21 protein-coding genes, 1 other RNA gene and 1 pseudogene are annotated in these 22,666 nt (G+C 73.7%); 14 read left to right on the forward strand and 9 right to left on the reverse strand.

Going from position 1 to position 22,666, the window contains the following annotated elements; genetic code table 11:
* The gene (locus tag AC060K_RS19745; protein WP_483767056.1) at nucleotides 1-1,221 is read right to left on the reverse strand and encodes a pyridoxal phosphate-dependent aminotransferase; all 1,221 of its coding nucleotides are present in this window, start codon (nucleotides 1,219-1,221) and stop codon (nucleotides 1-3) included.
* 77 nt (nucleotides 1,222-1,298) lie between these two features.
* On the opposite strand from AC060K_RS19745, the gene AC060K_RS19750 reads away from it, so the two are divergent.
* Nucleotides 1,299-2,348: a DUF4037 domain-containing protein gene (locus AC060K_RS19750; protein WP_483767057.1), complete on the forward strand. Its 1,050-nt coding sequence runs from the start codon at nucleotides 1,299-1,301 to the stop codon at nucleotides 2,346-2,348.
* 151 nt (nucleotides 2,349-2,499) lie between these two features.
* Complete coding sequence (locus tag AC060K_RS19755) at nucleotides 2,500-4,347, forward strand: bifunctional 3'-5' exonuclease/DNA polymerase (protein WP_483767058.1); 1,848 nt, start codon at nucleotides 2,500-2,502, stop codon at nucleotides 4,345-4,347.
* A gap of 145 nt (nucleotides 4,348-4,492) precedes the next feature.
* On the opposite strand, the gene AC060K_RS19760 is transcribed toward AC060K_RS19755, so the two are convergent.
* Nucleotides 4,493-5,917: a glycoside hydrolase family 10 protein gene (locus AC060K_RS19760; protein WP_483767059.1), complete on the reverse strand. Its 1,425-nt coding sequence runs from the start codon at nucleotides 5,915-5,917 to the stop codon at nucleotides 4,493-4,495.
* 476 nt (nucleotides 5,918-6,393) lie between these two features.
* Here AC060K_RS19760 and AC060K_RS19765 point away from each other — a divergent pair, with 476 nt between their 5' ends.
* The 3 genes from AC060K_RS19765 to AC060K_RS19775 all read left to right on the forward strand — a co-directional run bounded on the left by AC060K_RS19765 (nucleotide 6,394) and on the right by AC060K_RS19775 (nucleotide 8,962).
* A complete protein-coding gene (locus AC060K_RS19765; protein WP_483767060.1) occupies nucleotides 6,394-7,302 on the forward strand; it encodes a Nif3-like dinuclear metal center hexameric protein in 909 nt (302 codons plus the stop codon).
* A gap of 98 nt (nucleotides 7,303-7,400) precedes the next feature.
* A complete protein-coding gene (locus tag AC060K_RS19770; RefSeq protein ID WP_483767061.1) occupies nucleotides 7,401-8,138 on the forward strand; it encodes a zinc ribbon domain-containing protein in 738 nt (245 codons plus the stop codon).
* A 134-nt stretch (nucleotides 8,139-8,272) separates the two neighbouring features.
* Nucleotides 8,273-8,962, forward strand: coding sequence for a histidine phosphatase family protein (locus AC060K_RS19775; protein ID WP_483767062.1), 690 nt, complete (start codon nucleotides 8,273-8,275; stop codon nucleotides 8,960-8,962).
* A 73-nt stretch (nucleotides 8,963-9,035) separates the two neighbouring features.
* Here the strand turns inward: AC060K_RS19775 and AC060K_RS19780 are convergent, their stop codons facing one another.
* Both AC060K_RS19780 and AC060K_RS19785 read right to left on the reverse strand, forming a co-directional pair.
* The gene (locus AC060K_RS19780; RefSeq protein WP_483767063.1) at nucleotides 9,036-10,238 is read right to left on the reverse strand and encodes an MFS transporter; all 1,203 of its coding nucleotides are present in this window, start codon (nucleotides 10,236-10,238) and stop codon (nucleotides 9,036-9,038) included.
* Nucleotides 10,239-10,278: 40 nt separating this feature from the next.
* Entirely contained in the window at nucleotides 10,279-11,109 is an 831-nt protein-coding gene (locus tag AC060K_RS19785) for a YaaA family protein (RefSeq protein ID WP_483767064.1), read from the reverse strand.
* Nucleotides 11,110-11,181: 72 nt separating this feature from the next.
* Here AC060K_RS19785 and AC060K_RS19790 point away from each other — a divergent pair, with 72 nt between their 5' ends.
* The 3 genes from AC060K_RS19790 to AC060K_RS19800 all read left to right on the forward strand — a co-directional run bounded on the left by AC060K_RS19790 (nucleotide 11,182) and on the right by AC060K_RS19800 (nucleotide 12,577).
* Nucleotides 11,182-11,565: a tautomerase family protein gene (locus AC060K_RS19790; RefSeq protein WP_483767065.1), complete on the forward strand. Its 384-nt coding sequence runs from the start codon at nucleotides 11,182-11,184 to the stop codon at nucleotides 11,563-11,565.
* A 49-nt stretch (nucleotides 11,566-11,614) separates the two neighbouring features.
* Nucleotides 11,615-12,009, forward strand: an RNA gene (gene rnpB / locus AC060K_RS19795) — RNase P RNA component class A.
* A 145-nt stretch (nucleotides 12,010-12,154) separates the two neighbouring features.
* Nucleotides 12,155-12,577: a hypothetical protein gene (locus tag AC060K_RS19800; RefSeq protein ID WP_483767066.1), complete on the forward strand. Its 423-nt coding sequence runs from the start codon at nucleotides 12,155-12,157 to the stop codon at nucleotides 12,575-12,577.
* Nucleotides 12,578-12,643: 66 nt separating this feature from the next.
* Here AC060K_RS19800 and trpS read toward each other — a convergent pair whose 3' ends face one another.
* The gene (gene trpS / locus AC060K_RS19805) at nucleotides 12,644-13,753 is read right to left on the reverse strand and encodes a tryptophan--tRNA ligase (RefSeq protein ID WP_483767067.1); all 1,110 of its coding nucleotides are present in this window, start codon (nucleotides 13,751-13,753) and stop codon (nucleotides 12,644-12,646) included.
* A 249-nt stretch (nucleotides 13,754-14,002) separates the two neighbouring features.
* Here trpS and AC060K_RS19810 point away from each other — a divergent pair, with 249 nt between their 5' ends.
* Nucleotides 14,003-15,514 carry an aldehyde dehydrogenase family protein gene (locus tag AC060K_RS19810; protein WP_483767068.1) on the forward strand — a complete coding sequence of 504 codons (1,512 nt, stop codon included), beginning with the start codon at nucleotides 14,003-14,005 and terminating at the stop codon, nucleotides 15,512-15,514.
* Between the two features lie 46 nt (nucleotides 15,515-15,560).
* On the opposite strand, the gene AC060K_RS19815 is transcribed toward AC060K_RS19810, so the two are convergent.
* The 4 genes from AC060K_RS19815 to AC060K_RS19830 all read right to left on the reverse strand — a co-directional run bounded on the left by AC060K_RS19815 (nucleotide 15,561) and on the right by AC060K_RS19830 (nucleotide 19,026).
* Nucleotides 15,561-16,220 (reverse strand): response regulator, encoded by a 660-nt coding sequence (locus AC060K_RS19815; RefSeq protein WP_483767069.1) that lies wholly within the window; start codon nucleotides 16,218-16,220, stop codon nucleotides 15,561-15,563.
* A complete protein-coding gene (locus AC060K_RS19820) occupies nucleotides 16,217-17,428 on the reverse strand; it encodes a sensor histidine kinase (RefSeq protein WP_483767070.1) in 1,212 nt (403 codons plus the stop codon). The genes AC060K_RS19815 and AC060K_RS19820 overlap by 4 nt, the downstream gene beginning before the upstream one ends.
* Entirely contained in the window at nucleotides 17,425-18,258 is an 834-nt protein-coding gene (locus AC060K_RS19825) for a lysostaphin resistance A-like protein (protein ID WP_483767071.1), read from the reverse strand. The genes AC060K_RS19820 and AC060K_RS19825 overlap by 4 nt, the downstream gene beginning before the upstream one ends.
* 144 nt (nucleotides 18,259-18,402) lie before the next feature.
* Nucleotides 18,403-19,026 (reverse strand): DUF6518 family protein, encoded by a 624-nt coding sequence (locus AC060K_RS19830; RefSeq protein ID WP_483767072.1) that lies wholly within the window; start codon nucleotides 19,024-19,026, stop codon nucleotides 18,403-18,405.
* A 162-nt stretch (nucleotides 19,027-19,188) separates the two neighbouring features.
* On the opposite strand from AC060K_RS19830, the gene AC060K_RS19835 reads away from it, so the two are divergent.
* From AC060K_RS19835 to AC060K_RS19855, 5 genes and pseudogenes are all read left to right on the forward strand, one after another.
* Nucleotides 19,189-19,848 carry an Atu4866 domain-containing protein gene (locus tag AC060K_RS19835; RefSeq protein ID WP_483767073.1) on the forward strand — a complete coding sequence of 220 codons (660 nt, stop codon included), beginning with the start codon at nucleotides 19,189-19,191 and terminating at the stop codon, nucleotides 19,846-19,848.
* A 53-nt stretch (nucleotides 19,849-19,901) separates the two neighbouring features.
* Entirely contained in the window at nucleotides 19,902-20,645 is a 744-nt protein-coding gene (locus AC060K_RS19840) for a sulfite exporter TauE/SafE family protein (RefSeq protein WP_483767074.1), read from the forward strand.
* Between the two features lie 128 nt (nucleotides 20,646-20,773).
* Nucleotides 20,774-21,808, forward strand: coding sequence for a hypothetical protein (locus AC060K_RS19845; protein WP_483767075.1), 1,035 nt, complete (start codon nucleotides 20,774-20,776; stop codon nucleotides 21,806-21,808).
* Between the two features lie 59 nt (nucleotides 21,809-21,867).
* Entirely contained in the window at nucleotides 21,868-22,098 is a 231-nt protein-coding gene (locus AC060K_RS19850; RefSeq protein ID WP_483767076.1) for a DUF433 domain-containing protein, read from the forward strand.
* 63 nt (nucleotides 22,099-22,161) lie between these two features.
* Nucleotides 22,162-22,491 (forward strand): annotated as a pseudogene (locus tag AC060K_RS19855) (DUF5615 family PIN-like protein); the annotation flags it as partial.
* Nucleotides 22,492-22,666 lie beyond the last annotated feature (175 nt).

A 22,666-nucleotide genomic window follows, 5' to 3' on the forward strand; every position in this document is an offset into this window, starting at 1 on the left:
TCAGCCCGCGCGGCGGACCGCGAGGAACTCGGCGATCCGGGTGATCGCGTCCTCGAGCACGTCCACGTCGGGCAGGGTCACGAGGCGGAAGTGGTCGGGCCGGGGCCAGTTGAACCCGGAGCCGTGCGTGACGAGAAGCTTCTTCGCCCGGAGCAGCTCGATGACGAACTGCTGGTCGTCGTCGATCGGGTATACCTCCGGGTCGAGCCGCGGGAAGCAGTACAGCGCGCCGCGCGGCTTCACCGACGTGACGCCGGGGATCTCGTTGAGCAGGCGGTGCGCCAGCATGCTCTGCTCGTAGAAGCGGCCGCCGGGCACGATGAGCTCGTCGATCGACTGGTACCCGCCGAGCGCCGTCTGGATCGCGTGCTGCGCCGGCACGTTGGCGCACATGCGCATGTTGGCCACGAGCGTGAGGCCTTCGAGGAACTCCTCCGCGATCTCGGTGGGGCCCGAGATCATGACCCAGCCGGCCCGGTAGCCGCACACCCGGTAGGCCTTCGACAGGCCGCTGAACGTCAGGCACAGCACGTCGGAGCCGGCGGCTGTCGCGGCGTGGTGGTGCACGGCGTCGTCGAACAGGATCTTCTCGTAGATCTCGTCGGCGAAGACCACCAGCTCGTGGCGACGCGCGATGTCGACGAGCGCCTCCACCATCTCCTTGCTGTAGACCGCGCCCGTGGGGTTGTTCGGGTTGATGATCACGAGCGCGTGCGTGTTCTCGGTGATCTTCGACTCGATGTCGGCGAGGTCGGGCATCCAGCCGTTCGACTCGTCGCAGAGGTAGTGCACGGCCTTGCCGCCCGAGAGCGTGACCGCCCCCGTCCAGAGCGGGTAGTCGGGCGCCGGCACGAGGATCTCGTTGCCGTCGTCCACGAAGGCCTGGAGCACCAGCGAGATCAGCTCGGAGACGCCGTTGCCGATGAACACGTCGTCCACGTGGACGTCGTGCAGCCCGCGGGACTGGTAGTACTGCGCCACCGCCGTGCGCGCGGAGTAGATGCCCCGTGAGTCGCTGTACCCCTGCGCCTGCGGCAGGTGGTGAATCACGTCGGCCAGGATGGCCTCGGGTGCCTCGAACCCGAACGGCGCCGGGTTGCCGATGTTCAGCTTGAGGATGCGGTGCCCCTCCGCCTCGAGGCGCTCGGCCTCGACGAGGATGGGCCCGCGGACGTCGTAGCGGACGCCACGCAGCTTCTGGCTCTGACGGATCTTGCGCACCGACGCATTGTCGCAGGCTCGGCGGCGGGAGGGAATGCGGTGGCGACCCGGCGCCACGGGCTGACAGGATCACGGCCGTGACAGACACCGTGCCCCAGGGTCCCGGGACGGAGCTCGCCTGCGCGTACTGGGCGGAGGTGGTGCGGCCGCTCCTTGACCGGGCGGCGCCCGGCCTGCCGAGAGCCGCAGGCAGGCTCGGCTCCGGCTCCGACGTGCTCGGCCTCGACGACGAGACCTCGCGCGACCACGACTGGGGCCTGCGGCTCACCCTGATCGTCCCCGCCGACCGCGTGGCGGACATCGACGCGCTGCTCGAGGCCGGGCTCCCCGCCACCTTCCGCGGCCTGCCGACACGCTTCGCCACCACCTGGGATCCCCGGGTGACGCACCGGGTCGAGGTGGCCGACGCCGCGGGCTTCGCCCGGTCCCGCACCGGCCTGGACGTGAGCCAGGACCTGGCGCCGGGCGACTGGCTGGCCCTCACGGGGCAGTCGGTCCTCGAGGTCGTCGCCGGCCCCGTCTTCGAGGACGGGCCCGGTGAGATCACCCGCGTGCGGGAACGCCTCGCGTGGTACCCGCACGACGTCTGGCTGCACGTCCTCGCCGCCGAGTGGCGCCGCGTGGGCCAGGAGCTGCCCCTCGTCGGCCGGGCGGGCGACCGGGGCGACGACCTCGGGTCCCGCGTCGTCGCAGCCCGCGTAGCCGGGAGCCTCGTCCGCCTCGGCTTCCTCCTGGAGCGGAGCTGGCCGCCGTACCCCAAGTGGTCGGGCACGCTGTTCGCCCGGCTCCCCGTCGCGGCCACGGCCGGGCCGCCGCTGGCCGCGGCGCTCGCGGCGGCCACCTGGCAGGAGCGCGACGCTGCCCTGGCCGCCGCGTGCGAGGCCGTGCACGAGCGGCAGCGGGAGACGGGTCTCCCCGCGCTCGACGGCCCGGCCACCGGCCCGTTCTACGACCGGCCCTTCCACGGCGTGCGCGGCGTCCCCGAGGCGCTCGCCGAGGCGATCACCGACGGCGCCGTCCGGGCGCTGCCCGCCGAGGGCGCCGTGGAGCAGTGGGTCGACGCCGTGCCCCTCCTGACGGACCCGCCCCGCCGGGTTGCGGCGTCGGGCCACGCCCGCCCCGTGTGACCTCCCCGCGTCGCCGCTGCTCCGCCCGTGTGATCGGCAGAACGTCGGATGATCGGCAGCCCGGGCTGCCGATCATCCGACGTTCTGCCGATCACACGGGGTAAGGGAGAGGCGGGGCACGGGTGTCAGTGGCTCGGGGGACACTGGCCGCGTGCATGTCGTCCTCACTCAGGAGCCCGCCGGGATGGTGGGCTCCGTCGCGGTCCCCGAGATCGCGGTGCCCGACGACGGCGCCCCGCTGGGCGAGACGCGCCACCTGCCCGCGGCCCGCCTCGCGGAGGAGGTCCGGTCCGCCCCGGGGCCGGTCCGGTGGACGTGGGACGACACCAACAGGTGGTACTCCGAGCTCCTCACGGCCGGGGTGCGGGTGGACCGCTCGTACGACCTGCGGCTGGCCCACGCGATCCTCCGCGCCTCCGCGCTCACGGCGGGCACGACGCTCGCGACGGCGCCTCGGGGACCGTGGGACCGGCTCGCGCCCACGCCGCCCGGGCCCACCAGCGCCGGTCTGCACGGGGAGCCCGCAGCGGAGCCCTTGTTCGAGCTGGAGGGCGCCGCGGCCGTCCGGCGGCTCGGCACCCTCCGCCCGGGTAGGCCCGGCGAACGTGGGCCGGGTACGGGGGGCGAGGCACCGGCGTCGGGCAGCGAGGCATCCAGCGACGGGCTGGACCCGCTCGCCGAGCTGACCGCGCAGCTCGCCGCCGTCGCGGCGAGTGCGGACCCGGGGCGGCTGCGCCTGCTGCTCGCCGCCGAGTCGGCGGGCGCCCTCGCCGCCGCCGAGATGCACCACACCGGGCTGCCGTGGCGGGCCGACGTGCACGACGCGATCCTCACCGACGCGCTCGGCCCGCGTCCGCGACTGGGTGCGCGCCCCGAGCGGCTGGAGGCGCTGGCCCAGCGCATCCGGGAAGCGCTCGACGCGCCGCCCACCCTCAACCCCGACTCGCACCCCGACCTGCTCAAGGCCATGGAGTACGCGGGCGTGGGCGCGCGGAGCCTGCGCAAGTGGGAGCTCGAACGGCTCGACCATCCGGTGGTGGAGCCGCTGCTCGAGTACAAGTCGCTGTACCGGCTCTGGACCGCGAACGGCTGGTCCTGGCTCGACACCTGGGCGCCGCACGGCCGGTTCCGCATGGAGTACGTGGTGGGCGGCGTCGTGACGGGACGGTGGGCGTCCAGCGGCGGCGGCGCCCTGCAGCTTCCCAAGAACGTGCGCCAGGCAGTGCTCGCCGACCCCGGGTGGACCTTCGTGGTGGCCGACGCGGCGCAGCTCGAGCCGCGCGTCCTCGCCGGGCTCGCCCGCGACGAGCGCATGGCCGCAGCGGGCCGCACCCACGACGGGACGCCCACCGACCTGTACGCGGGCATCGTCGCCACAGGCGCGGTCGAGACGCGCGAGCACGCCAAGGTCGGCATGCTCGGGGCGATGTACGGCGGCACCACCGGCGTGTCCGCGCAGGTGATGCCCAAGCTGGCCAAGGCGTTCCCGGCCGCGATCGACCTCGTGGAGCGGGCGGCACGGGCGGGGGAGCGGGGCGAGGTGGTCAGCACGCGGCTGGGTCGCTCGTCCCCGCCGCCCGGCGAGTCCTGGGCGAGCGTCCAGGGCAGCGCCTTCGACGAGGACGCCGGGGCCGACGCGCAGTCCAGGGCCCGGTCCCAGACGCGCGCCTGGGGCCGGTTCACGCGCAACTTCGTGGTCCAGGGAACCGCCGCGGAGTGGGCGCTGTGCTGGGTGGCGTCGATCCGGCGGCGACTCTGGGCGCTCGGCGAGGCGGACCTCGAGCCGGGCCTCACGCCCGAGCCCTTCGCACGGAGGCCGCACCTCGTCTACTTCCTGCACGACGAGGTGGTGGTGCACACGCCGGCGGCGCTCGCGGCAGCGGTGGCCGACGAGGTGCGCGCCGCGGCCGAGGAGGCGGGGCAGCTGTTGTTCGCGGGGTTCCCGGTGGACTTCCCGCTCAGCGTCGCGGTCGTCGAGAGCTACGCTGACGCAAAATAGCGTGCCAAGCGGTCGGATCGGCGAGGGCGGGCGGGGCCGGCAGGGGCTGGCAGGGCCGGCAAGGGCGGGCCGTCGCCCGGAGAGGCCGGTGGCCGGGGCGCGCCGAGAAGGGGTTCGGCGCGCCCCGGCCACCGGGGGAGGAGGGTCAGCTGCAGGTGACCGTCGTGGCCGACGGCGCAGGGCCGGTGCCGGTGAATCCGTACGTGGTGCTCTGGCCGGCACCGAGGTTGCCGTTCCACGAGACGTTACGGACCGTGTGCGTGGTTCCGGACGACGTCAGCGTGCCGCTCCAGAGCTGGTTGATGGTGGTGCCGCTCGGGAGGGTGAACGACGTGGTCCACCCCGTGCGGGCAGAGCCCGCCGTGACGACGACCTCACCCTGGAAGCCGCCCTGCCACGAGTTCACGAGCCGGAAGGCCGCCGTGCACCCGCCCGGCTGCGGGGTGGGAGTCGGGGTGGGGGTCGGCGTCGGCGTGGGCGTCGGGGTCGGTGTGGGGGTCGGCGTGGGCGTGGGGGTCGGGGTGCCGGTGCCGCCCGCGTTCAGCGCGTCCAGCGTGGCCGTGTAGGCCGGCTTCTTGTTGCCGCTGCCGTCGAAGAGGAGCGGGGTGCCGCTGGCACGCCACGAGTCGGTGTCGCGCACGCCCCACACGGTGATGCCGGTGCAGCGCGGGACGGCCAGGCAGGCCTGGACCACGCGGCGGTAGTTGTCCGCCTGGGCGGTGCCGGAGCCCTCGATGTCCAGCTCGGTGATCTGGACGTCGACGCCCAGGGCGGCAAAGCTCGACAGCGTGGTCTGGTAGTTGCTGGGCACGGGGCTCTGTGCGTTGAAGTGCGACTGGAGCCCGACGCAGTCGATGGGCACGCCGCGGGCCTTGAAGTCGCGGACCATGTTGTACACGGCCTGGGTCTTGGCGTGCGTCCAGTCGTCGGTGTTGTAGTCGTTGTAGCAGAGCTTGGCGCCCGGGTCGGCGGCGCGGGCGGCGCGGAACGCGGCCTCGATCCAGTCGTTGCCCGTGCGCTGCAGGTTCGAGTCGCGGCGGGCGCCGGTCGAGCCGTCGGCGAAGGCCTCGTTCACCACGTCCCAGGAGTGGATCTGGCCGCGGTAGTGCGTGGCGACCTGGGTGACGTGGTTGAGCATGGCGTTGCGCAGCGCGGTGCCGCTCATGTTCTGCATCCAGCCCGGCTGCTGGGAGTGCCAGGCCAGCGCGTGGCCGCGCACCTGCTTGCCGTTGGAGCGGGCCCAGCTGACGATGCGGTCGCCGTTGGTGTAGTTGAACTGGTTCTGCGACGGCTCCGTCGCGTCCATCTTCATCTCGTTCTCGGCCGTGATCATGTTGAACTCACGGTTCGCGATGGTGATGTACGTGTTGTCGCTCATCCGGTTCGCGGCGATGGCCGTACCGAAGTACCGGCCGGACTCCGCGGCTGCGGCCTGCAGCGTGCTGCCGGCGGCCTGTGCTGAGGTGCTGGCGCCGACGGCGAGGCTCGCCGTGATCGCGAGCGCTCCGGCGGCTCCGGCCAGGCTGCGCCAGGGGAACCGCCTCGCCCCGTGCGGGCTGAGGTCCTTCATGTCGTCCTCCTCGTCGAGGTGCATCGGTGGTGAGCGACCCGTCGCTGGCGGCGGGACCGCGTCGCGGCGAGCGTGGCACGAAAACGTTGTCGAATCGAGGCTGTTAAACGATTACGCAATGTCACCCGGCGCCAGCGGCCCGCGCCACGACGCCCCGCGCACATCACTTCGGCCCCGCGCACATCACTTCGGCAGTTTGTCGGGGGGGGGGGGCGGGGGGGGGGCGGGGGGGCCCCCCCCCCCCCGCCGGGGGGGGGGGGGGGGGGCCCGCGCACATCACTTCGGCAGTTTGTCGTCGGATCGGCACTTCGAACTGCCGATCCGACGACAAACTGCCGAAGTGATGTGCGCGTGGCCACGACTAACTGCCGATGTGAGGTGCGCGTGGCCACGACAAACTGCCGAAGCAATGTGCGCGCGGCCGCGTCGGCCTGCCGAAGCGATCAGCGGTGCACCCGCCGGGCTACGCTGCCGACGTGAGCAGCGCTACGCCGGCACCCGCCCCCGCACCGTCCCTCGCGCAGGTGGTCGCCGTCCTCGACGACCTGTACCCGCCCACCACCGCGGAGGGCTGGGACGCCGTCGGGCTGGTCGCCGGCGACCCTGCCGCGCCGGTCCGGAAGGTCCTGTTCGCGGTGGACCCGGTCGCCGCCGTCGTGGACGAGGCCCTGGAGTGGGGCGCCGACCTCGTCGTGACCCACCACCCCCTCTTCCTCCGCGGCGTGCACTCGGTCGCCGCCACCACCTTCAAGGGCTCGGTGGTGCACCGACTGGTCTCGGCCGGCGTCGGCCTGCACGTGGCGCACACCAACGCCGACTCCGCGCCGCGCGGCGTGGCAGACGCTCTCGCCGATCTCGTCGGCGTGGTCGACCGCCGCCCGCTGGTCGTCTCGGCCGCGGACGAGGAGCGTGGCATCGGCCGCGTGGGTCGACTCGCCGAGCCGGTCACCCTGGCGGCGTTCGCCGAGCGGGTGGCTGCGGCCCTGCCCGGCACCGCCCAGGGGATCCGCGTGGCGGGCGACCTCGACGCACTGGTGACCAGCGCCGCCGTCGTCGGTGGCTCGGGAGACTCGCTCTTCGACGCGGTGCGTGCCGCCGAGGCCGACGTGTACGTCACTGCCGACCTGCGCCACCATCCCGCCTCGGAGCTTCGCGAGCGCGCCGCCTTCGAGGCGTCGCGGAGCATCGCCGGCACCCGGGCCGGCACCCCCTTCCTCGTCGACGTGGCCCACTTCGCCAGCGAGTGGCCGTGGCTGGCCTACGCGGCCGCCGACCTCGTCGCCTCCCTGACGGCCGCGCACGGTAGCGTGGCCACCGTGGAGACGCGCGTGAGCACGCTGTCCACCGACCCCTGGACCGCGCGCGTCGCGTCCCCGGGTCGCTGACGGCCCCGGCCGGAAAGCCGGAAAGGGCAGCGCGGCCGGACAGCCCGCAGCCCGACCCCGCGGAACCACACAACTGCATCGACCGAGAGGAACCGCCGGTGACCACTGCACCGCCCGCCGACCAGCTGAGGCTCTTGGAGGTCCAGGCGCTGGACACGCGTGCCCAGCAGCTGGCCCACCAGCGTCGCAACCTGCCCGCGCTCGCCAAGATCGCCGAGCTGGACGGGCGCATCGCCGACCTGCACGGCTCGCTGGTCGAGTCGCGCACCCGGCTGGCCGACCTGCGCCGCGAGCTCACCAAGGCCGAGGCCGACGTGGAGCAGGTGCGCACCCGTGCGGCCCGCGACCAGGCGCGCCTGGAGAGCGGCGGTGTGGGGGCCAAGGACGCGGTGGCCCTCACCGACGAGCTGGCCTCGCTGGGCCGCCGTCAGGCGGCGCTGGAGGAGGTCGAGCTCGACGTCATGGAGCGCCTCGAGGCGCACGAGGACGCGCTCGCCAAGCTCGAGAAGGCGAACGACGAGCTGCTCGCCGACAAGGCGGCAGTGGAGGCCGAGCGGGACGCCGCGTGGGCGGAGCTCGACACCCAGGTCGCGGCGCTCGCCACGGAGCGGGCCCGCCTGGCGGAGGGGCTGGACGAGGGCCTCGTCACCCTGTACGACAAGCTGCGCGGGCAGCTCGGCGGCCTCGGCGCCGCGGCGCTCCGCGGCGGCCGGTGCGAGGGCTGCCGCCTCGACCTGAACCCGTCCGACCTCCAGGTCGCGCGCACCGCCCCGCCGGAGCAGGTGGTGCGCTGCGAGGAGTGCGGGCGCATCCTGGTTCGCGGCGTCAAGGAGTAACGGGTGCCCGACGACGCAGCGCGCACCCGGGTGCACCGCTCCGGCCGGGGCGGTGCCCGCCCGGGCAGGTCATGACGGTGAGGCGGGACCCGACCGGTTCGGGGGCAGGCGCCCCACCCGGCAGGGACACCCACGTGCGCCCGCTGGGCGCGGTCACCCGGTTCGACGACGCCCAGCCGCTCACCGTGGTGCTGGTGCGCCACGGGGTGACGCCGATGACCGAGGCGCGCGGCTATTCCGGCTCGGACGTGCCCGGCCCGCCGCTGTCGCAGCGCGGGCGAACCCAGGCCGCCCAGGCGGCCGACGCCGTGTTCCGGATGGGCCGCGGGCAGGGCCGCCGCCTGTGGCCGGACCTTCCCCGGGCCACCCAGATCGTCGCGTCGCCGCTGGTGCGTACCCAGGAGACGGCGGCGGCGATCGGTCGTCGGCTGGGGCTGCCCGTCACCACCGACGACCGGTTCGCTGAGTGCCGGTTCGGCGAGTGGGAGGGCCTCACCGGGGTCGAGATCGAGCAGCGGTGGCCCGGCGAGCTGGCGCTCTGGCACTCCACGGGCACGTACGCGCCGCCCGGCGGCGAGTCGTACGCCCAGTGCGGGCTGCGCGTCTGGGACGGCTTGACCGCCCTGGCCGACGGGGGAGCGGGTCGCACGGTCGTCGTCGTGGGGCATGCGGTACAGATCCGCACGGCGGTGGGGGTGGCGTACGGGGCGCCGGCGTCGCACTGGTCGCGCCTGCGGGTGCCGCCGGCGTCGCTGTCCGTGCTGCGGCTCTGGTCGGACGGCACCAGCGAGGTCACCGTGGCGGGGTACCCTACGGACGGCTGAGCGCCGCGGCGCCCGCGGCCGACATCGCCCGCCGGCCCGGGCAACGGCACCAGCGGTCTACCGCAGCCGAGGCCTACAGCACCCGCGGCGGCGCCGCGAAGGCCCGGGCCAGCGGGACCAGCGCGAGGACCAGGACCGCCGGGAGAGCGAACCCGACGCGGAGCGAGTCCGAGCCCACGAGCCCCGTCAGCACCGACCCCAGCAGCGCGCCCGCGTAGTTGAACTGGTTGAACCGGGCGATGACGGCGTCGACCCGCTCGCGCCCGCCGCCCGCGATCCGGGCGGCGGCGGAGAAGCTCAGCGGCGCGACCACCGCCACGCCCGCACCGAGCAGCGTGAAGCCCGCGACGGCCACCGGCCACGAGGGTGCCAGCACCACCAGGGCCAGGGCGGCGCACGCCACGAGCGCCCCGACGCGGAGCACGGGTGCCACGCCGAACCGCACCACGAGGCGGTCGCCCGCCAGGCGGGTCAGCATCGTCGCGACCAGGTAGGGAAAGGTCGCCAGAGCCACGAGGCCCGACGGCGTGTCGAACACCCGCGCCAGCAGCGACGGCCCCCACGTCGTGGCGGCGGTGTCGACCATGTAGAACACGACGAGCCCCAGGCCGACGAGCATGATGGGCCGCCACGGCACCGGAACGGGTGCGGTGCCCGGCATGGCGCCCGACGCCGGCCTGGTCCCCGCGGCAGGCGACGTCACCTCGGCAGGCGCCGCCGCGGCGACGTCGGCCCGCGCGAGGTACGGCGCGAAGGTGATGGCGAGCGGCACCACGGCGACCACCGCGCTGGCCGCTACCGGGATGGCACCGAACGCCAGCGCCAGCGCCGCGGCGATAACTCCGCCGACGGTCCAGTACCCGTGCGTGGACGGGAGGATGGGGCGCCCGGCCCGGTGCTCGATTGCGACCGCCTGCATGTTCGACGCCGCGTCCACGAGGCCGAGGGCCACCCCGTACGCCGCCATCGCCGCGATGAAGACCGCCTGGCTGGGCGCGAGGGCCAGCACGGGGACGGCCATCGCGGCGAGGAGGAGTCCCGCGCGGAGCACGGTCGCGCTGCCGAGGCGCCGGGCGGCAGGTTCGGCCACGACCGAGCCCAGCCCGGCGAGCAGCACCATCATGAGGAGCAGGAGCGAGAGCATCACCTCGTCGAGCAGCCACGCCTCCTGGAACCGCGGGAGCCGCGTCGTCAGGCTGATGTACACGAACCCCTGGGCGAAGAAGGCCGCGGCGACCGCCACTCGGGCGGTGCGAAGGTTCCCCTGGCTGCTCATGGGCGAATACAACCAGCCGACGGTGGATCAGGCCAGGAGATCAGGCAAGGACGAGCTCCAGCGTGCGCGGCCCGCGCGCCCGGCCGTCGAGGAGGTTCGCCTCGATGAGGGTCTGGTCGCGCCCGCTCCCGATCTCCGTGAGGATGACCGTCCCGACCAGCTCCTGGGCGGCCTTGAGCACGTCCTCCGCCGACATCGGCTCCACCTCCCGCCGCAGCAGGTGGCCCGCGAGCACGCCGCGCGTGTGCTTCGCGTTGTGCGACACGACCGACCGCTTCCCGTCGACCTCGCGCAGCACGCGCACCTCGACCCAGTCGGCGGCGCCGTCGCCGGTCACGCGCGGGCGCCACGCCGCCACATAGGTTGCCGACCGGCAGTCGACCACGACGTCGCCCGCCGCCCGCCCGTCGAGGGTCGAGGCCAGGGCGGGCTTCCATGCCCGGGCGAGCGGGCCGACGCCGTCGGGCAGCGTGACGCCCATGCTCAGCCGGTACGCCGGGATGCGGTCCCCAGGGGCGACCACACCCCACAGTCCGGAGAAGATCCGGACCGACTCCTGCGCGCGGGCTGCAGCCGCGCCCTCGAGGCGGGCGAGCCCGGCCGCCGCGTAGAGCACCCCGGTGTAAACGTGGGTGGCGGGGGCGGCGGGAGCGGTGCGCAGGCCGGTGTTGCGGGCCACCTCGTCGGCGAGGCCGTCGCTCACGCCGAGCACCGTGGTGGCGTCCGGCCGGGCGCTGACAGTGGCGAGCGCGTCGAGGACGAGGTGGCGCTGCGCCGTGAGCTCCGGGTGCGCGAGGGCCGCGAGGTCGAGGGGAGCGGCGTCGTCGGGCGCGGGCGTCTTGCCCTCGGAGGGCGGGAGCAGGAGGAGCACGCGTCAAGCCTAAGCGCGCCCGGCCGGCGGGCGTCCTGGCCGTGGCGCGACGGGCGTCACTACGGTGGCGGGATGGCACACGTGAAGGTCTACGGCAGGCGGTCGGTCTGGGGTGCGCGGCGGCAGGAGGTCTCCGACCTCCTCCACGCGGCTCTGGTCTCCACGTGGCGGCTCCCGGAGGACAAGCGCTTCCAGCGCTTCCTCCTCCTGGACGACGACGACCTGGTCGCCCCGCGCTCCGACGCCTACCTCGTGGTCGAGGTGCTGTGCTTCACGGGCCGCAGCCGCGAGGCGCGCCGCGCCCTGATCGCCGCGATGTACGACGACGTCGCGCCTGCCCTCGGGCTGTCGGCCGACGACCTCGAGCTGATCATCGTGGAGAGCCCGCGCGAGAACTGGGGGATCCGGGGCGTGAGCGGGGACCAGCTGGCGCTGAGCTACCGCGTCGAGGTGTGACCGCCGCCGCCGACCGGAGGGCCCTGACCAGGTAGTCTTGGGAGGCGGACGAGTCGGTCGGACGGTCGCGGCCCCGGGCAACCGGGGGCGAGGAACGTCCGGGCTCCACAGGGCAAGGTGGTGGCTAACAGCCACCCGGGGTGACCCGCGGGACAGTGCCACAGAGAGCAGACCGCCTCCGGCCCCAGGGCCGGCGGTAAGGGTGAAAGGGTGGTGTAAGAGACCACCAGCGCTCCCGGTGACGGGGGCGGCTAGGTAAACCCCACCTGGAGCAAGGTCAGACAGACTGTGTCTGAGGGCTGCCCGCCCGACTCTCCTCGGAGAGACACAGTCGGGTAGACCGCTCGAGCCCTGCGGCAACGCAGGGCCTAGATGGATGGCCGTCACCCGCGCGGGGGCAACCGCGCGCGGGGACAGAACCCGGCGTACAGACCGACTCGTCCGCTCCCATGCATCCAGCCGCACGCTGCCGGCCGCCCGTCGGCCGCTGCCGATCACACGGGGTGGCCCGGGCGGAGCAGCGACCACGCCACGGCGAGCCGGAGATCTGCGGAATCAACGCGCCAGACGTCACCGCTACCCTCAGGCGATGAGCTACGACCTGGCCGTCTTTGCAGTCGACGGCGATGACAATGCCGTGCGGGCGCGCGTGGACGCGATCTTTGAGTCCCTTGAGGACGGGACAGAGGACGACGTGGATGACCCGTCGCACTCGGACCCGCGGATCGCTGCCTTCCATGCAGAGGTCACGTCGATCCATCCAGACGACGAGGACATGGACGACGACGAACTCGCAGTCAGCCCGTGGACTGCCACGCCCCTCGAACACGGTCCGGACTGGATGTACCTTCAAATGGTCTACTCGCGTGCTGGCGCTATGCATGCCTTGGTCGCACGCCTCGCAGCGAAGCACGGCTTGATCTTCTACGACATCCCAGCAGACAGGATGCACAGGCCCGCTGACTGGCTTGAGCGGGCGCTCGCGCGCGGGGGTTCGCCCGGCCACGGGTAGGCTCTCGGGCATTCCAATTGTTGGGGCACGTCGGCGGCGTATCGCCGACGTGCCCCGCCCTGCGGCTCAGTACCGCATCCCCATGAGGTCACGCACGTCGTTCAGGGTGCGGTCGGCGATCTCGTTCGCCCGCTCGTTGCCGCGGGCGAGCAGGGCTTGCAGGTACTCGGGACCGCGCTCCGCCGCCTCGGCCCGGCGGGCTCGGATCGGGCGCAGCCCTTCGACGAGCGCCTCGGTGACGACCTGCTTGAGCCGTCCGGCGCCCGCAGCGCCGACGGACTCGGCCAGCGCCTCCGGCGTCGTCCCGGCGAAGTGCGCGCCGATGGTCAGGAGGTTCGCGATCTCGGGCCGGCGGTCGGGCTCGTAGGTGATGTGCCGCTCGGAGTCGGTCTTGGCACACTTGACGAACCGGACCGTGTCATCCTCCGACGCCCGGATCTCCAGCGCGTTGCCCGCCGACTTCGACATCTTCTCTCCGTCGTTCCCCAGGATGGTCGGGGTCTGGACGATCAGCGCGTCCGGCTCGGGGAAGTAGGGCCGCCCGGCGGAATAGCGGTTGTTGAAGCGGCGGGCGATCGTGCGGCTGATCTCCAGGTGCGGCAGCTGGTCCTGCCCGACGGGCACGAGGTTGGCGTGGCAGAACAGGATGTCCGCCGCCTGGTGGACCGGGTAGGTGAACATCAGTCCCGACATCCCGTGTCGTCCTCGCGCCTCCGCAGCGAGCGTCTCCGCCTTGACGGTGGGGTTGCGCTCGAGCTCCGCGACGGTGACCAGCGACAGGAAGGGCAGCAGCAGCTGGTTCAGGGCCGGGACGGCGGAGTGCGTGAAGATCGTCGTCGCGCCCGGGTCGATCCCTGCGCTGAGGTAGTCGAGCAGCACCTCACGGATGACGGCGGGCAGGTCGCCGGCGACGTCGCGGTCGGTGATGACCTGGTAGTCGGCCACGATCAGGAAGACCTCCACGCCGCGGGCCTGGAGCCGCACCCGGTTGTCGAGGGTGGCGATCAGGTGGCCCACGTGCAGGGCTCCGGTGGGCCGTTCGCCGGTCAGCACCCGGAAGCGGGAGGGGTCGGTGGCGATCTGCTGCTCCAGCACGGCGGAGCGCTCGCGCGCGGTGCGGACGGACTCGGTGGAGTGGACCCGCTCGTCGGCGCGTGCAGTTGTCTCGGTGGTCATCGGTGGCTCCTCAAAAGGGGTTCGGGCCTGCCACCGCCGTCGGCTCCCTGAAAACAGAAGCGTCCCGGGCTGCGGCAGGCAGCTCGGGACGGGCGTCGGGCGCGTCTGGTCACGGCTGCGTGCGCAGCCACCACCAGTTCCGCCGGAGAGTCATACGGGGAGCATAGTCCGGGCCCGTAAGACCCGGCGACATCCGCGTCCGTCCTAGGATGAGCCGCATCCCAGACCCTTCGCACGCAGGAGGCCGCAATGACCCCGGGCAGTCTCACCCACCTCGAGGCGGGTGCCGTCATCCCGTTCGGCGGCGACCGGTTCACGACGGTTCCTGCGGACGTGGCTGCCGCCTTCCAGCCCGGTGACCACCTCCATGTCGTGCAGACCACGGGTGCCCTGCTCCACGTCCCGGCGGCCGTGCGCGCCGCCGTCGGCCAGCAGGTGGACGCGGCCGTGGCCGCGTTCGAGCGCCTCCGCACGGCTGGTCCCGGGCCGGTCCACGCCTTCTACGTCGCCTTCGCGGACGCGCTGGCCGACGACGCCGTCTGGTCGCGGGTCGCCGAGGCCAACGCGGCCGACGTCGCGCGCGCCGAGTCCCTGGGCCGGTCGACGACCCGCCTCCGGGTGTCGGACCGCATGCGCGAGGACATGGTCGCCGGGCTGCGGGGCTGGGCCGCGCACGTCGAGGCGAGCCCGGGGACCGACGTCGTCTCCCGCGTCGAGCACGACGACTGGGTCGTCGAGACCGTGACGGCGCCGCTCGGCGTCATCGCCTTCGTCTTCGAGGGCCGCCCCAACGTGTTCGCCGACGCCGCCGGGGTGCTCGCCACAGGCAACACCGCAGTGCTGCGGATCGGCGGCGACGCGCTCGCCACCGCCCAGGCGATCCACGAGCACGCTCTCCGGCCGGCACTGGAGTCGTCAGGCCTGCCCGACGGCGCCGTCTGCCTCGTCCCCGTCCGGGAACGCTCGGCCGGCTGGGCGCTGTTCAGCGACAGCCGGCTGGCGCTCGCCGTCGTGCGCGGTTCCGGCTCGGCCGTCACGGAGCTGAGCAGCGTCGCCCGGCAGAGCGGCATCCCCGTCAGCTCGCACGGCACGGGCGGCGCCTGGCTGGTCGCCGACCGCACCGCCGACCCTCAGCGTCTCGCCGGCGTGGTGCGGCACTCGCTCGACCGGAAGGTGTGCAACACGCTCAACGTGGCCGTCGTCGTGCGCGAGCGGGCGGGCGAGCTGGTCCCGCTGCTGCTCGCGGCAGCCGACGAGGCCGCCGCTGCCCGGGGCGGCGTCGCCCGGGTCCACGTCGTCAAGGGCAGCGAGGCCTGGCTGCCCGACGGCGACCTGGCGCGCCCCATCGAGGTCCGGCGCGCCGAGGGCACCGTGGCCGAGCCCCGCGCCACCCTCCTCGACGTGGACCAGCTCGGCACCGAGTGGGAGTGGGAGGAGACCCCCGAGCTGAGCCTCGTGGTGGTCGAGGACGTCGACGAGGCGGTGCGGCTCTTCAACGCCTACAGCCCGCAGTTCGTCGCCGCGCTCGTCTCCGAGGACCCTGCTGCCCACGCCCGCTTCCGCGAGACGGTGAACGCCCCGTTCGTCGGCGACGGGTTCACCCGCTGGGCCGACGGGCAGTACGCCCTCCACCAGCCGGAGCTCGGCCTGTCGAACTGGCAGAACGGGCGCCTGCTCGGCCGGGCGGGCATCCTCACGGGCGCCGACCTGACGACCCGCCGGATCTTCGCCCACCACGACAGCGCGGACCAGCACCGCTGAGGGCGACGGCCCGCTCAGGGAGCCGGAGACGGCAGGCGAGCCACCGTCACAGCACCAGCCCGTGGCGGTACGCGTAGACCACCGCCTGCACCCGGTCGCGCAGCCCCAGCTTGGCCAGGAGGCGCGACACGTACGTCTTGACCGTCTCCTGGCTGATCACGAGCGTCGCGGCGATCTCGGAGTTGGACAGCCCGTCGGCGATGAGGCGCAGCACCTCCAGCTCGCGCCGGGTCAGCGCCGTGTCGTCGTGCGCCTCGTCGACGGGCCGGATCCGTGCGGCGTACCTGCCGACGAGCTGTCTCGTCACCTCAGGCGCCAGCAGCGCGGACCCGGCCGCGACGGTGCGGATGCCGTGCAGCAGCTGCGCCGCCGGGGCGTCCTTGAGCAGGAACCCGCTCGCCCCGGCACGCAGTGCCTCGTACACGTACTCGTCGAGGTTGAACGTCGTCACCACGAGCACCTTCATGGGGTGCTCCACCCCGGCGCCGGCGAGCAGCCGGGTCGCCTCGATGCCGTCGAGCACCGGCATCCGGACGTCCATCACCACGACGTCGGGCCTGAGCCGGCGGGCCAGGTCGACGGCGGCCCGCCCGTCCCCGCACGAGCCCACCACCTCCAGGTCGGGCTGGGCGTCGATGATCGTCGTGAAGCCCGTACGGATCAGCACCTGGTCGTCGCAGACCAGCACCCGGGTGGCCGCGCTCATGGCCGGCTCCGCGTCGGGATACGAGCCTGGACGACGAAGCCGCCGTCGTCCCGTCGTCGTGCGTCGAGCTCGCCGCCCAGGGCGGCGACCCGTTCGCGGAGCCCGGTGAGGCCCCGGCCGCTTCCGGCCGGGACGACGCGCGACCCTGCGGGCGACCCGCCGCGCGACGGCCGCTGCCCGGCCGCCGAGAGCGGGCCCGGCCGGGGCCCCTCGGTACTGACCGTCACCGTGATCTCCCTGTCGTCGTAGCGCACGCTGACCGCCGTCGGGCTGCCCTGGGCGTGCTTGAGGGCGTTCGTCAACGACTCCTGCACCACCCGGTGGACGGCCCGCTCGGCGCCTCCGGCCGGCTCCGACGGCGCGCCCACCTCGGTGAGCTCCACCGGCTGGCCTGCCTGCCGGGTCTGCTCCACGAGCCGGCGGATACCGCCGCCGGGCGGAGTCCGGACGGCTCCGCCCTCGTGGCCCGGGTCGAGCAGGTCGAGCAGGTCCCGCAGGTCGGTGATGGCACGGCGGCCCGTGTCTGCGACGGCGGTCAGGGTCTCGTCGAGCCGGCCGGGCGCGGCGGTCAGGTACCGCGCGGCCTCGGCCTGCACGACCATCGCTGTCACGTGGTGCGTCACGACGTCGTGCAGCTCGCGGGCGATCCGGGTCCGCTCGGCGGCGCGGGTCTCGTCGGCGACCCGGAGCCGGCGTTCCGCCTCGGCCGCGCGGGTGGTGCGGAGCCACGTGCCGACTCCCCAGGCGAGCGCCATCACCAGGTAGAACGTCACGAGCTCGTCCACCCGCTCGGCCCCGGTCAGCCGGTCGAGCACGACGGCCAGTGCCACGTACGCCACCGAGAGACCGGCGGCGACGAGCCGACGTCGGCGCCCCAGGTGCGCCCCCGCGCTCACCAGCGCGATACCGAGCGCGTTCCCCGCGAACGTGTGCGCGCCGGAAACCTGGCCCAGCGCGAAGCCGAGCGCCACCAGCACCACGGAGACCGCCGGCAACCGCCGCCGCACAGCGAGCGGGAGGCACTCGAGGGCGACGACCACCACGGTCCAGCCGTCCAGCGGGCGGGCGGGCGCCTCGCCCACCTGGGTGCCGTAGTCCCGCAGGAACGGCACGAACGCCGCCCCCGCGAGCCCGAGCGCGAGCGGCAGGTCCCGGAGCGAGACGTGGAGCCGGTGCCAGCGCTCCGGGACCCGCCCGAGATCGATCACTCCGCGAGCGTAACGGCCGCGTCGGGCCGTGCGGCGCGTCGCAGGGGCACCACGTGGCCGCGGCGGTAAGCCAGCCGCATGAAGACGGCGGCGACCAGCACGCAGAACACCAGGGAGAACAGGCTGCCCTCCGGCCCGAAGGCACCGCCGGTCAGCAGCGCAGGGCCCGACGTCGTCGCGTCGAGCAGGCCCTGCGGAGTGTTGTTGCCCGAGACCTCGGTGCTGAAGATGGCGCTCGCGGCCACGTTCCAGCCCAGGTGAAGGCCGATCGGCACCCACAGCCTGCGCGTGGCGACGTACGCGGCGGTGAGCATCCCGCCCGCCTCGATCGCGATCGCGATCGCGCCCCACAGGCTGGCGTTCGGGTTGATCAGGTGCAGGAGCCCGAACAGCAGGCCGGTCAGTACCAGGGCGACCCACGTCCCCGTCCACCCCTCGACGACCCGGAACAGGACGCCACGGAACATCAGCTCCTCCGTCACGGCGACCGCCGTCATGGCGCCGAGCAGCCCGACGGCACCCGTCGGCGTGCCCAGGCCGTGAACCGTGTACCCGCCCAGGACGGCGATGCTCGCGATGACCAGGCTGAACAGCCCGACGCCGATCAGCGTGCCCCAGCCGACCGCCGGCGCGGCGCCCCGCAGAGCTACTTCCACCGGGCTGCGGCGTTCGGTCCGCCGCACCACCCAGGCGTAGGTCAGGACGGCGAGCGCCGCCGTCGCCGCCCCGACGACGAGCGTCAGCCACGGGTTGCCCTGGACCGCCATCACCGCCTGGCTGCCGAGGAGAGAGACGGCCAGGACTGCCACGAGCTGCCAGATCAGGCGCACGATGACTCCTTCGCGAGAAGCCGCGGTCTGAGCGCCGCGGGCTACCCCGACGCTAGGGATCGGGCAGCCCAGGGTCGTCACCGCAGGGTGGACACTCGCAGGTAGCTCGCACGGGGGACAGGCCGGCGGTGCGCTTCCGCCGGTCTAGCTGAGGCTCGAGTAGGCGAGGTAGAAGGTGGTCCCCACGACGGCCGTGCCACCGACGGCCAGCGCGACGGGCAGCGCCCCGCGGACGTGACGGACGAGCGTGACGGCCAGCAGCGCGAGACCGGTCACGCCGATGAGCGTCCAGTACACCGGGCTCGTGGTCTCATGGACGACCGTCAGCCCGTAGGCGGCCTCGCCGATGCCGATCCCCGCGAGCAGTGCTGCGCCGAGGGCTGCCCTTACACCCCCGGAACGCAGCCATGACGCCGCCACCCCCACGAACGGCCCTGCCGCCACCCCGACGGCAGAGAAGAGGAGCGGGTCGTAGGAGAGGCCCCGTAGCTCGGATGCGGCGGAGTAGCCGAGCACGAGCAGGACGAAGCTGACGGCGCCGAGCACGGCGGCCGGCGCGGTGCGTGCCCGGGACCAGAACACCAGCAGCGCCGTGAGCACGGTCCAGCCGCTGGCCGAGTTCGCGAACGACGCGAGCGCGCTCGGCAGGAAGCCCTGCGCCCAGGAGGTCGCTCCGCCGAGCAGAAAGCTGACGAGCACCACGATCCCGGCCCGGAGCAGGAGGCGAGGAGGCGCGGCGGCATGCGGTGTCCGGGTGGCGGCGGTCATGGCGTGACGCTATCGAGCGTCGTCGCGCAGGGCATCGGTCCCAGGGCTGATCCCCGTCATCCCCCGGGACGACGTGAGGGTGGCCCCGGCCCACCCGGGAGCACCGCACCCCGGAGAGCCACGGCCTTGGTGGCCCGTCGTCGAACCGGGAGAGTTGACGTCATGAGCTCCTCACCGGCCACCGAGCAGCCCCGGACCATCGTGTTCACCGACGCGAGCGTGCGCGTGGCGCCGTCCCGCACCGTCGACGCCGAGCTGTGGGCCATCGACGGGACCGTGACCCACGTGGGGCCGCCCAGGCCGCCCTACCCCGACGACGCGCTGGTGACCGACGCGTCCGGGGCAACCCTGGTCCCGTTGCAGGTCGACAGCGCGCTGCGGGCGCAGCGGTCCGCCGCCCGGAGCGCATACGACCTCGCACCCGGCAACGCGGCGACCCTGGCCGCCGTCCGAGGGCGGGTCGACGAGTCCCGCATCACGCAGATGCTCGTGGTGCCGCCGCGCGACCTGCTCGCCGTCCTGGTGGAGGGCACGCTCGTGGCGTCGCACGGCGAGCCGACCCGGCATGCGGGAGCGGCAGGGACCGCGCCGGACGACCCGCGGCTCGGCACCTGGGTGGACCCCGGGAAAGCCCTGGAGCGGCACCTCACGGCCGACGGACGGTACAGCGAGACCCGCAGCGGACGGCGGGACGCGTACACGGGGCGGTTCTGGCTCGACGGCGACCGCATCACGTACCTGGACGACCAGGGCTTCTGGGCGTTCGGCGAGTTCGTGGACGGCGTGCTGCACCACGCGGGGTTCGTGATGCGGCAGCGCTAGGGTCGCGGCCGCCACGCTGCCGTAGGGCGCTGCGGGGGGAGGGGGTGCGGCAGATGCTTCTCGAGGGCAGCACGCTCCTTGCGTTCCTCTTCGCGCTGATCTTCCTGAGCGCCGTCCTCCAGTCCCTGTCGGGCTTCGGGTTCGCGCTGCTGAGCGCCCCGCTCCTCGCCGTGACCGTCGGAGGTCCGGAGGCGGTGTCGACGATCATCCTCACCGGCACCGCCTGCGACGTCGCCATCCTCGTGATGCGCCGCAGCGTCCCCCGCCCCGTCGCTCGTGAGGTGTGGGCGCTGGCTGCGTGGTCCGTGCCCGGGATGCTGGCGGGCGCCTGGCTCCTCGCGTCCCTGCCCCCGTCGGGGCTGCAGGTCTTCGTCGCCTGCGTGGTGCTCGGCGCCGTGGTGCTGCGGGTCCGCTCCCGTGACCGGGGTGCCGTGGTGAGGCCGGCGTGGGCGGCCCCGGCGGGGCTGCTCTCGGGGATCTTGAGCACGTCGACGTCCCTCGGCGGCCCGCCGAGCGTCTACTACCTGATCCACCGCGACCTCGGCCCGCACGCGATGCGCGACACGCTCGTCTCCCTCTCCCTGGTGCGCCTGCCCCTGAGCGTCGCGGCGCTCCTCCTCGCCGGCACGTGGGAGACCTACGAGTGGTGGGCGCCGCTGATCGCGGCGGCGCTCCTCGGCCAGCTGGCCGGTGCCCGGGCGTTCCACCGCTTCGGCGCCTCGCGGTACGAGCGGGTCGTTCTCAGCCTCCTCGTCGTGTCGGCGGTCGTGTCGGTCGCCGTCCTCGTGGTCGGGTGAGGTAGTCGACCGAGGGGCTCGGCCGCGGCCGGCCGCTACTCCCGCGGCCGGGTGAAAACGTTCGGGGATCGGCGGAGGGCCGTGAGAAGCCTGTTCACCTGCTCTCACCGGCTGGTACTTTCCGCCGCATGACGTCGCCGCGTGAGGGCCGGATGCCCGTGCCACGGTCGGTCCTCATCGTCGGCGCCGCGGTCGTCGTCGTGCTGGCCGCCTTCTTCGCCCTCGTGCTGCCGCTGCTGGGGAGCCTGACCGAGGGCGAGGCGGCCACGCCGCCGTCCGCCTCGCCCACGCCTCCGCCGCCCAGCCCCAGTCCCAGCCCGACGCCGTCGCCCACACCGAGCCCCACACCGCCACCCTCTCCCGAGCCGGTGGGCCCGTACCCCGAGGTGGTGGAGCAGCTCAAGGCCATCCCGGGGGTGGCCGACGCCGGGTCCAGCGAAGACTGGGCCTACCCGCGCATCGACGTCTACCTCGCCGAGCCGCTTCCCGCGCCGCGTGAGGCGACGGCGCTCGCGGACCAGATCCTCGACGTCATCGCCGCCGCGTCACCCGTGGACCTGCCGGGCACACCGCTGACGGACTACATCAACCTCCGGCTCCTCACCGGCACGTCCCAGACGAAGGAGACCGCGACGCTCGACGTGTCGCTCCTGTACCCCGCCACGCAGTTCCCGCAGGCCAAGCGGCTCGGCGGGGACGCGCTCGGCGCCGCCGTCACCCTCCTCGGGGTCGACGGGGGAGCGGTCACCCGGGTGCGGACCGACTTCGACGGCACGCACGTCACCGTGGAGTCCGCGAGCGCCGCCCGCTCCGTCGTCGCGGTGGCGCGGGAGCAGGACCGCCCGGTCCGGACGCTCGCGATCGCGGGCGGCGGGTTGGTCGAGGGCTGGCCGGAGGGCCGCATGCCGCACGCGGACGTGATGGACGTGCTGGTCGAGCTGTCCGCCGTCGAGGGTGTGCGGTCGGTGGGTGCCCGGCGGGTGGCGCCGTCGGCGGACGCGCCGACCGTGGTGGTCACCGTGATGGCCGACGGCGACGCCGGGTCGATCGCCGACCTGCTGAACGGGGCGGACTACGCGGACCGGGTCGGCGTGCCGATGCCGTACGTGGTGCACCCGGGGTCGGGCGCACCGGTCGAGGGCCAGATCGGCAGCGGCCGGTAGCGCGGGCCCCTGGGCGTGCCGGGGGAGACGAGCCCTGACTGGAGTCCTATGGTGTTCCCATGACGACTTCGCGCATCACAGTCGATCCCGCTGTCATGGGCGGGGTTCCGACCATCCGCGGGCTCCGCATCCCGGTCGCCACGGTCGTCGCTATGCTCGCGGACGGGATGACGGCGGACGAGGTCGTCGCCGACCTGCCGGACCTCACTGCCGAGGATGTCGCAGCTGCGCTTCGGTTTGCGGCGGATCTCGCACGCGAACGGCACCTGCCTCTGACCTCGGCAGCATGAGGCTCCTGCTGGACAACAACCTGTCCGTGCGGCTGGTCCACCTGACCCGCCGCGGCGGGTCATGAGGTGGAGCACGTCCGAGATCTTGGGCTCGCTGCAGCCACCGACGCAGTCGTGCTCGAGTCGGCGGCGTCGTCGGACCAGGTACTCGTGTCGGCCGACTCCGACTTTGGCGCGCTGCTAGCGGCGGGGAACCGGTCGCGGCCGTCCTTCGTCCTGCTGCGACGGACGAACGGTCGCCGAGCCGAGGATCTCGCCGCACTGCTGGTGGCGAACCTCCCTGCCATCGCCGAGGACCTCGAAGCCGGCGCGATCGCCGTTGTCGGTGAGGACGAGACTCGCGTTCGTCAGCTCCCGATCGGGCGCGGGGCAAGTGCTAACAAGCCTCGCTGACTCCGCCGGGTTTCTGACACATCCGCCCGAGGTGACGGAACCCACACCGCCATCGCTTGTGAAAGCATGCACAAGCATGCAAGCCTGGAGTCGTTGAAGTTCCGGGCACCACCGGAGACCAGCGGCTCGATCGCCCGAGGCAACGAGGGCGGCGGAGGAGTGGGGAGCGATGTAG

The sequence above is a fragment of the Antribacter sp. NEAU-D49 genome (assembly GCF_057158775.1).

What these genes read in the sequence shown, in the direction of transcription:
- AC060K_RS19760 (WP_483767059.1), bottom strand. Translation starts at nt 5,917, where the DNA reads ATGAAGGACCTCAGCCCGCACGGGGCGAGGCGGTTCCCCTGGCGCAGC.
- AC060K_RS19780 (WP_483767063.1), bottom strand. Translation starts at nt 10,238, where the DNA reads ATGAGCAGCCAGGGGAACCTTCGCACCGCCCGAGTGGCGGTCGCCGCG.
- AC060K_RS19790 (WP_483767065.1), top strand. Translation starts at nt 11,182, where the DNA reads ATGGCACACGTGAAGGTCTACGGCAGGCGGTCGGTCTGGGGTGCGCGG.
- AC060K_RS19800 (WP_483767066.1), top strand. Translation starts at nt 12,155, where the DNA reads ATGAGCTACGACCTGGCCGTCTTTGCAGTCGACGGCGATGACAATGCC.
- trpS (WP_483767067.1), bottom strand. Translation starts at nt 13,753, where the DNA reads ATGACCACCGAGACAACTGCACGCGCCGACGAGCGGGTCCACTCCACC.
- AC060K_RS19810 (WP_483767068.1), top strand. Translation starts at nt 14,003, where the DNA reads ATGACCCCGGGCAGTCTCACCCACCTCGAGGCGGGTGCCGTCATCCCG.
- AC060K_RS19815 (WP_483767069.1), bottom strand. Translation starts at nt 16,220, where the DNA reads ATGAGCGCGGCCACCCGGGTGCTGGTCTGCGACGACCAGGTGCTGATC.
- AC060K_RS19830 (WP_483767072.1), bottom strand. Translation starts at nt 19,026, where the DNA reads ATGACCGCCGCCACCCGGACACCGCATGCCGCCGCGCCTCCTCGCCTC.
- AC060K_RS19835 (WP_483767073.1), top strand. Translation starts at nt 19,189, where the DNA reads ATGAGCTCCTCACCGGCCACCGAGCAGCCCCGGACCATCGTGTTCACC.
- AC060K_RS19840 (WP_483767074.1), top strand. Translation starts at nt 19,902, where the DNA reads ATGCTTCTCGAGGGCAGCACGCTCCTTGCGTTCCTCTTCGCGCTGATC.
- AC060K_RS19845 (WP_483767075.1), top strand. Translation starts at nt 20,774, where the DNA reads ATGACGTCGCCGCGTGAGGGCCGGATGCCCGTGCCACGGTCGGTCCTC.
- AC060K_RS19850 (WP_483767076.1), top strand. Translation starts at nt 21,868, where the DNA reads ATGACGACTTCGCGCATCACAGTCGATCCCGCTGTCATGGGCGGGGTT.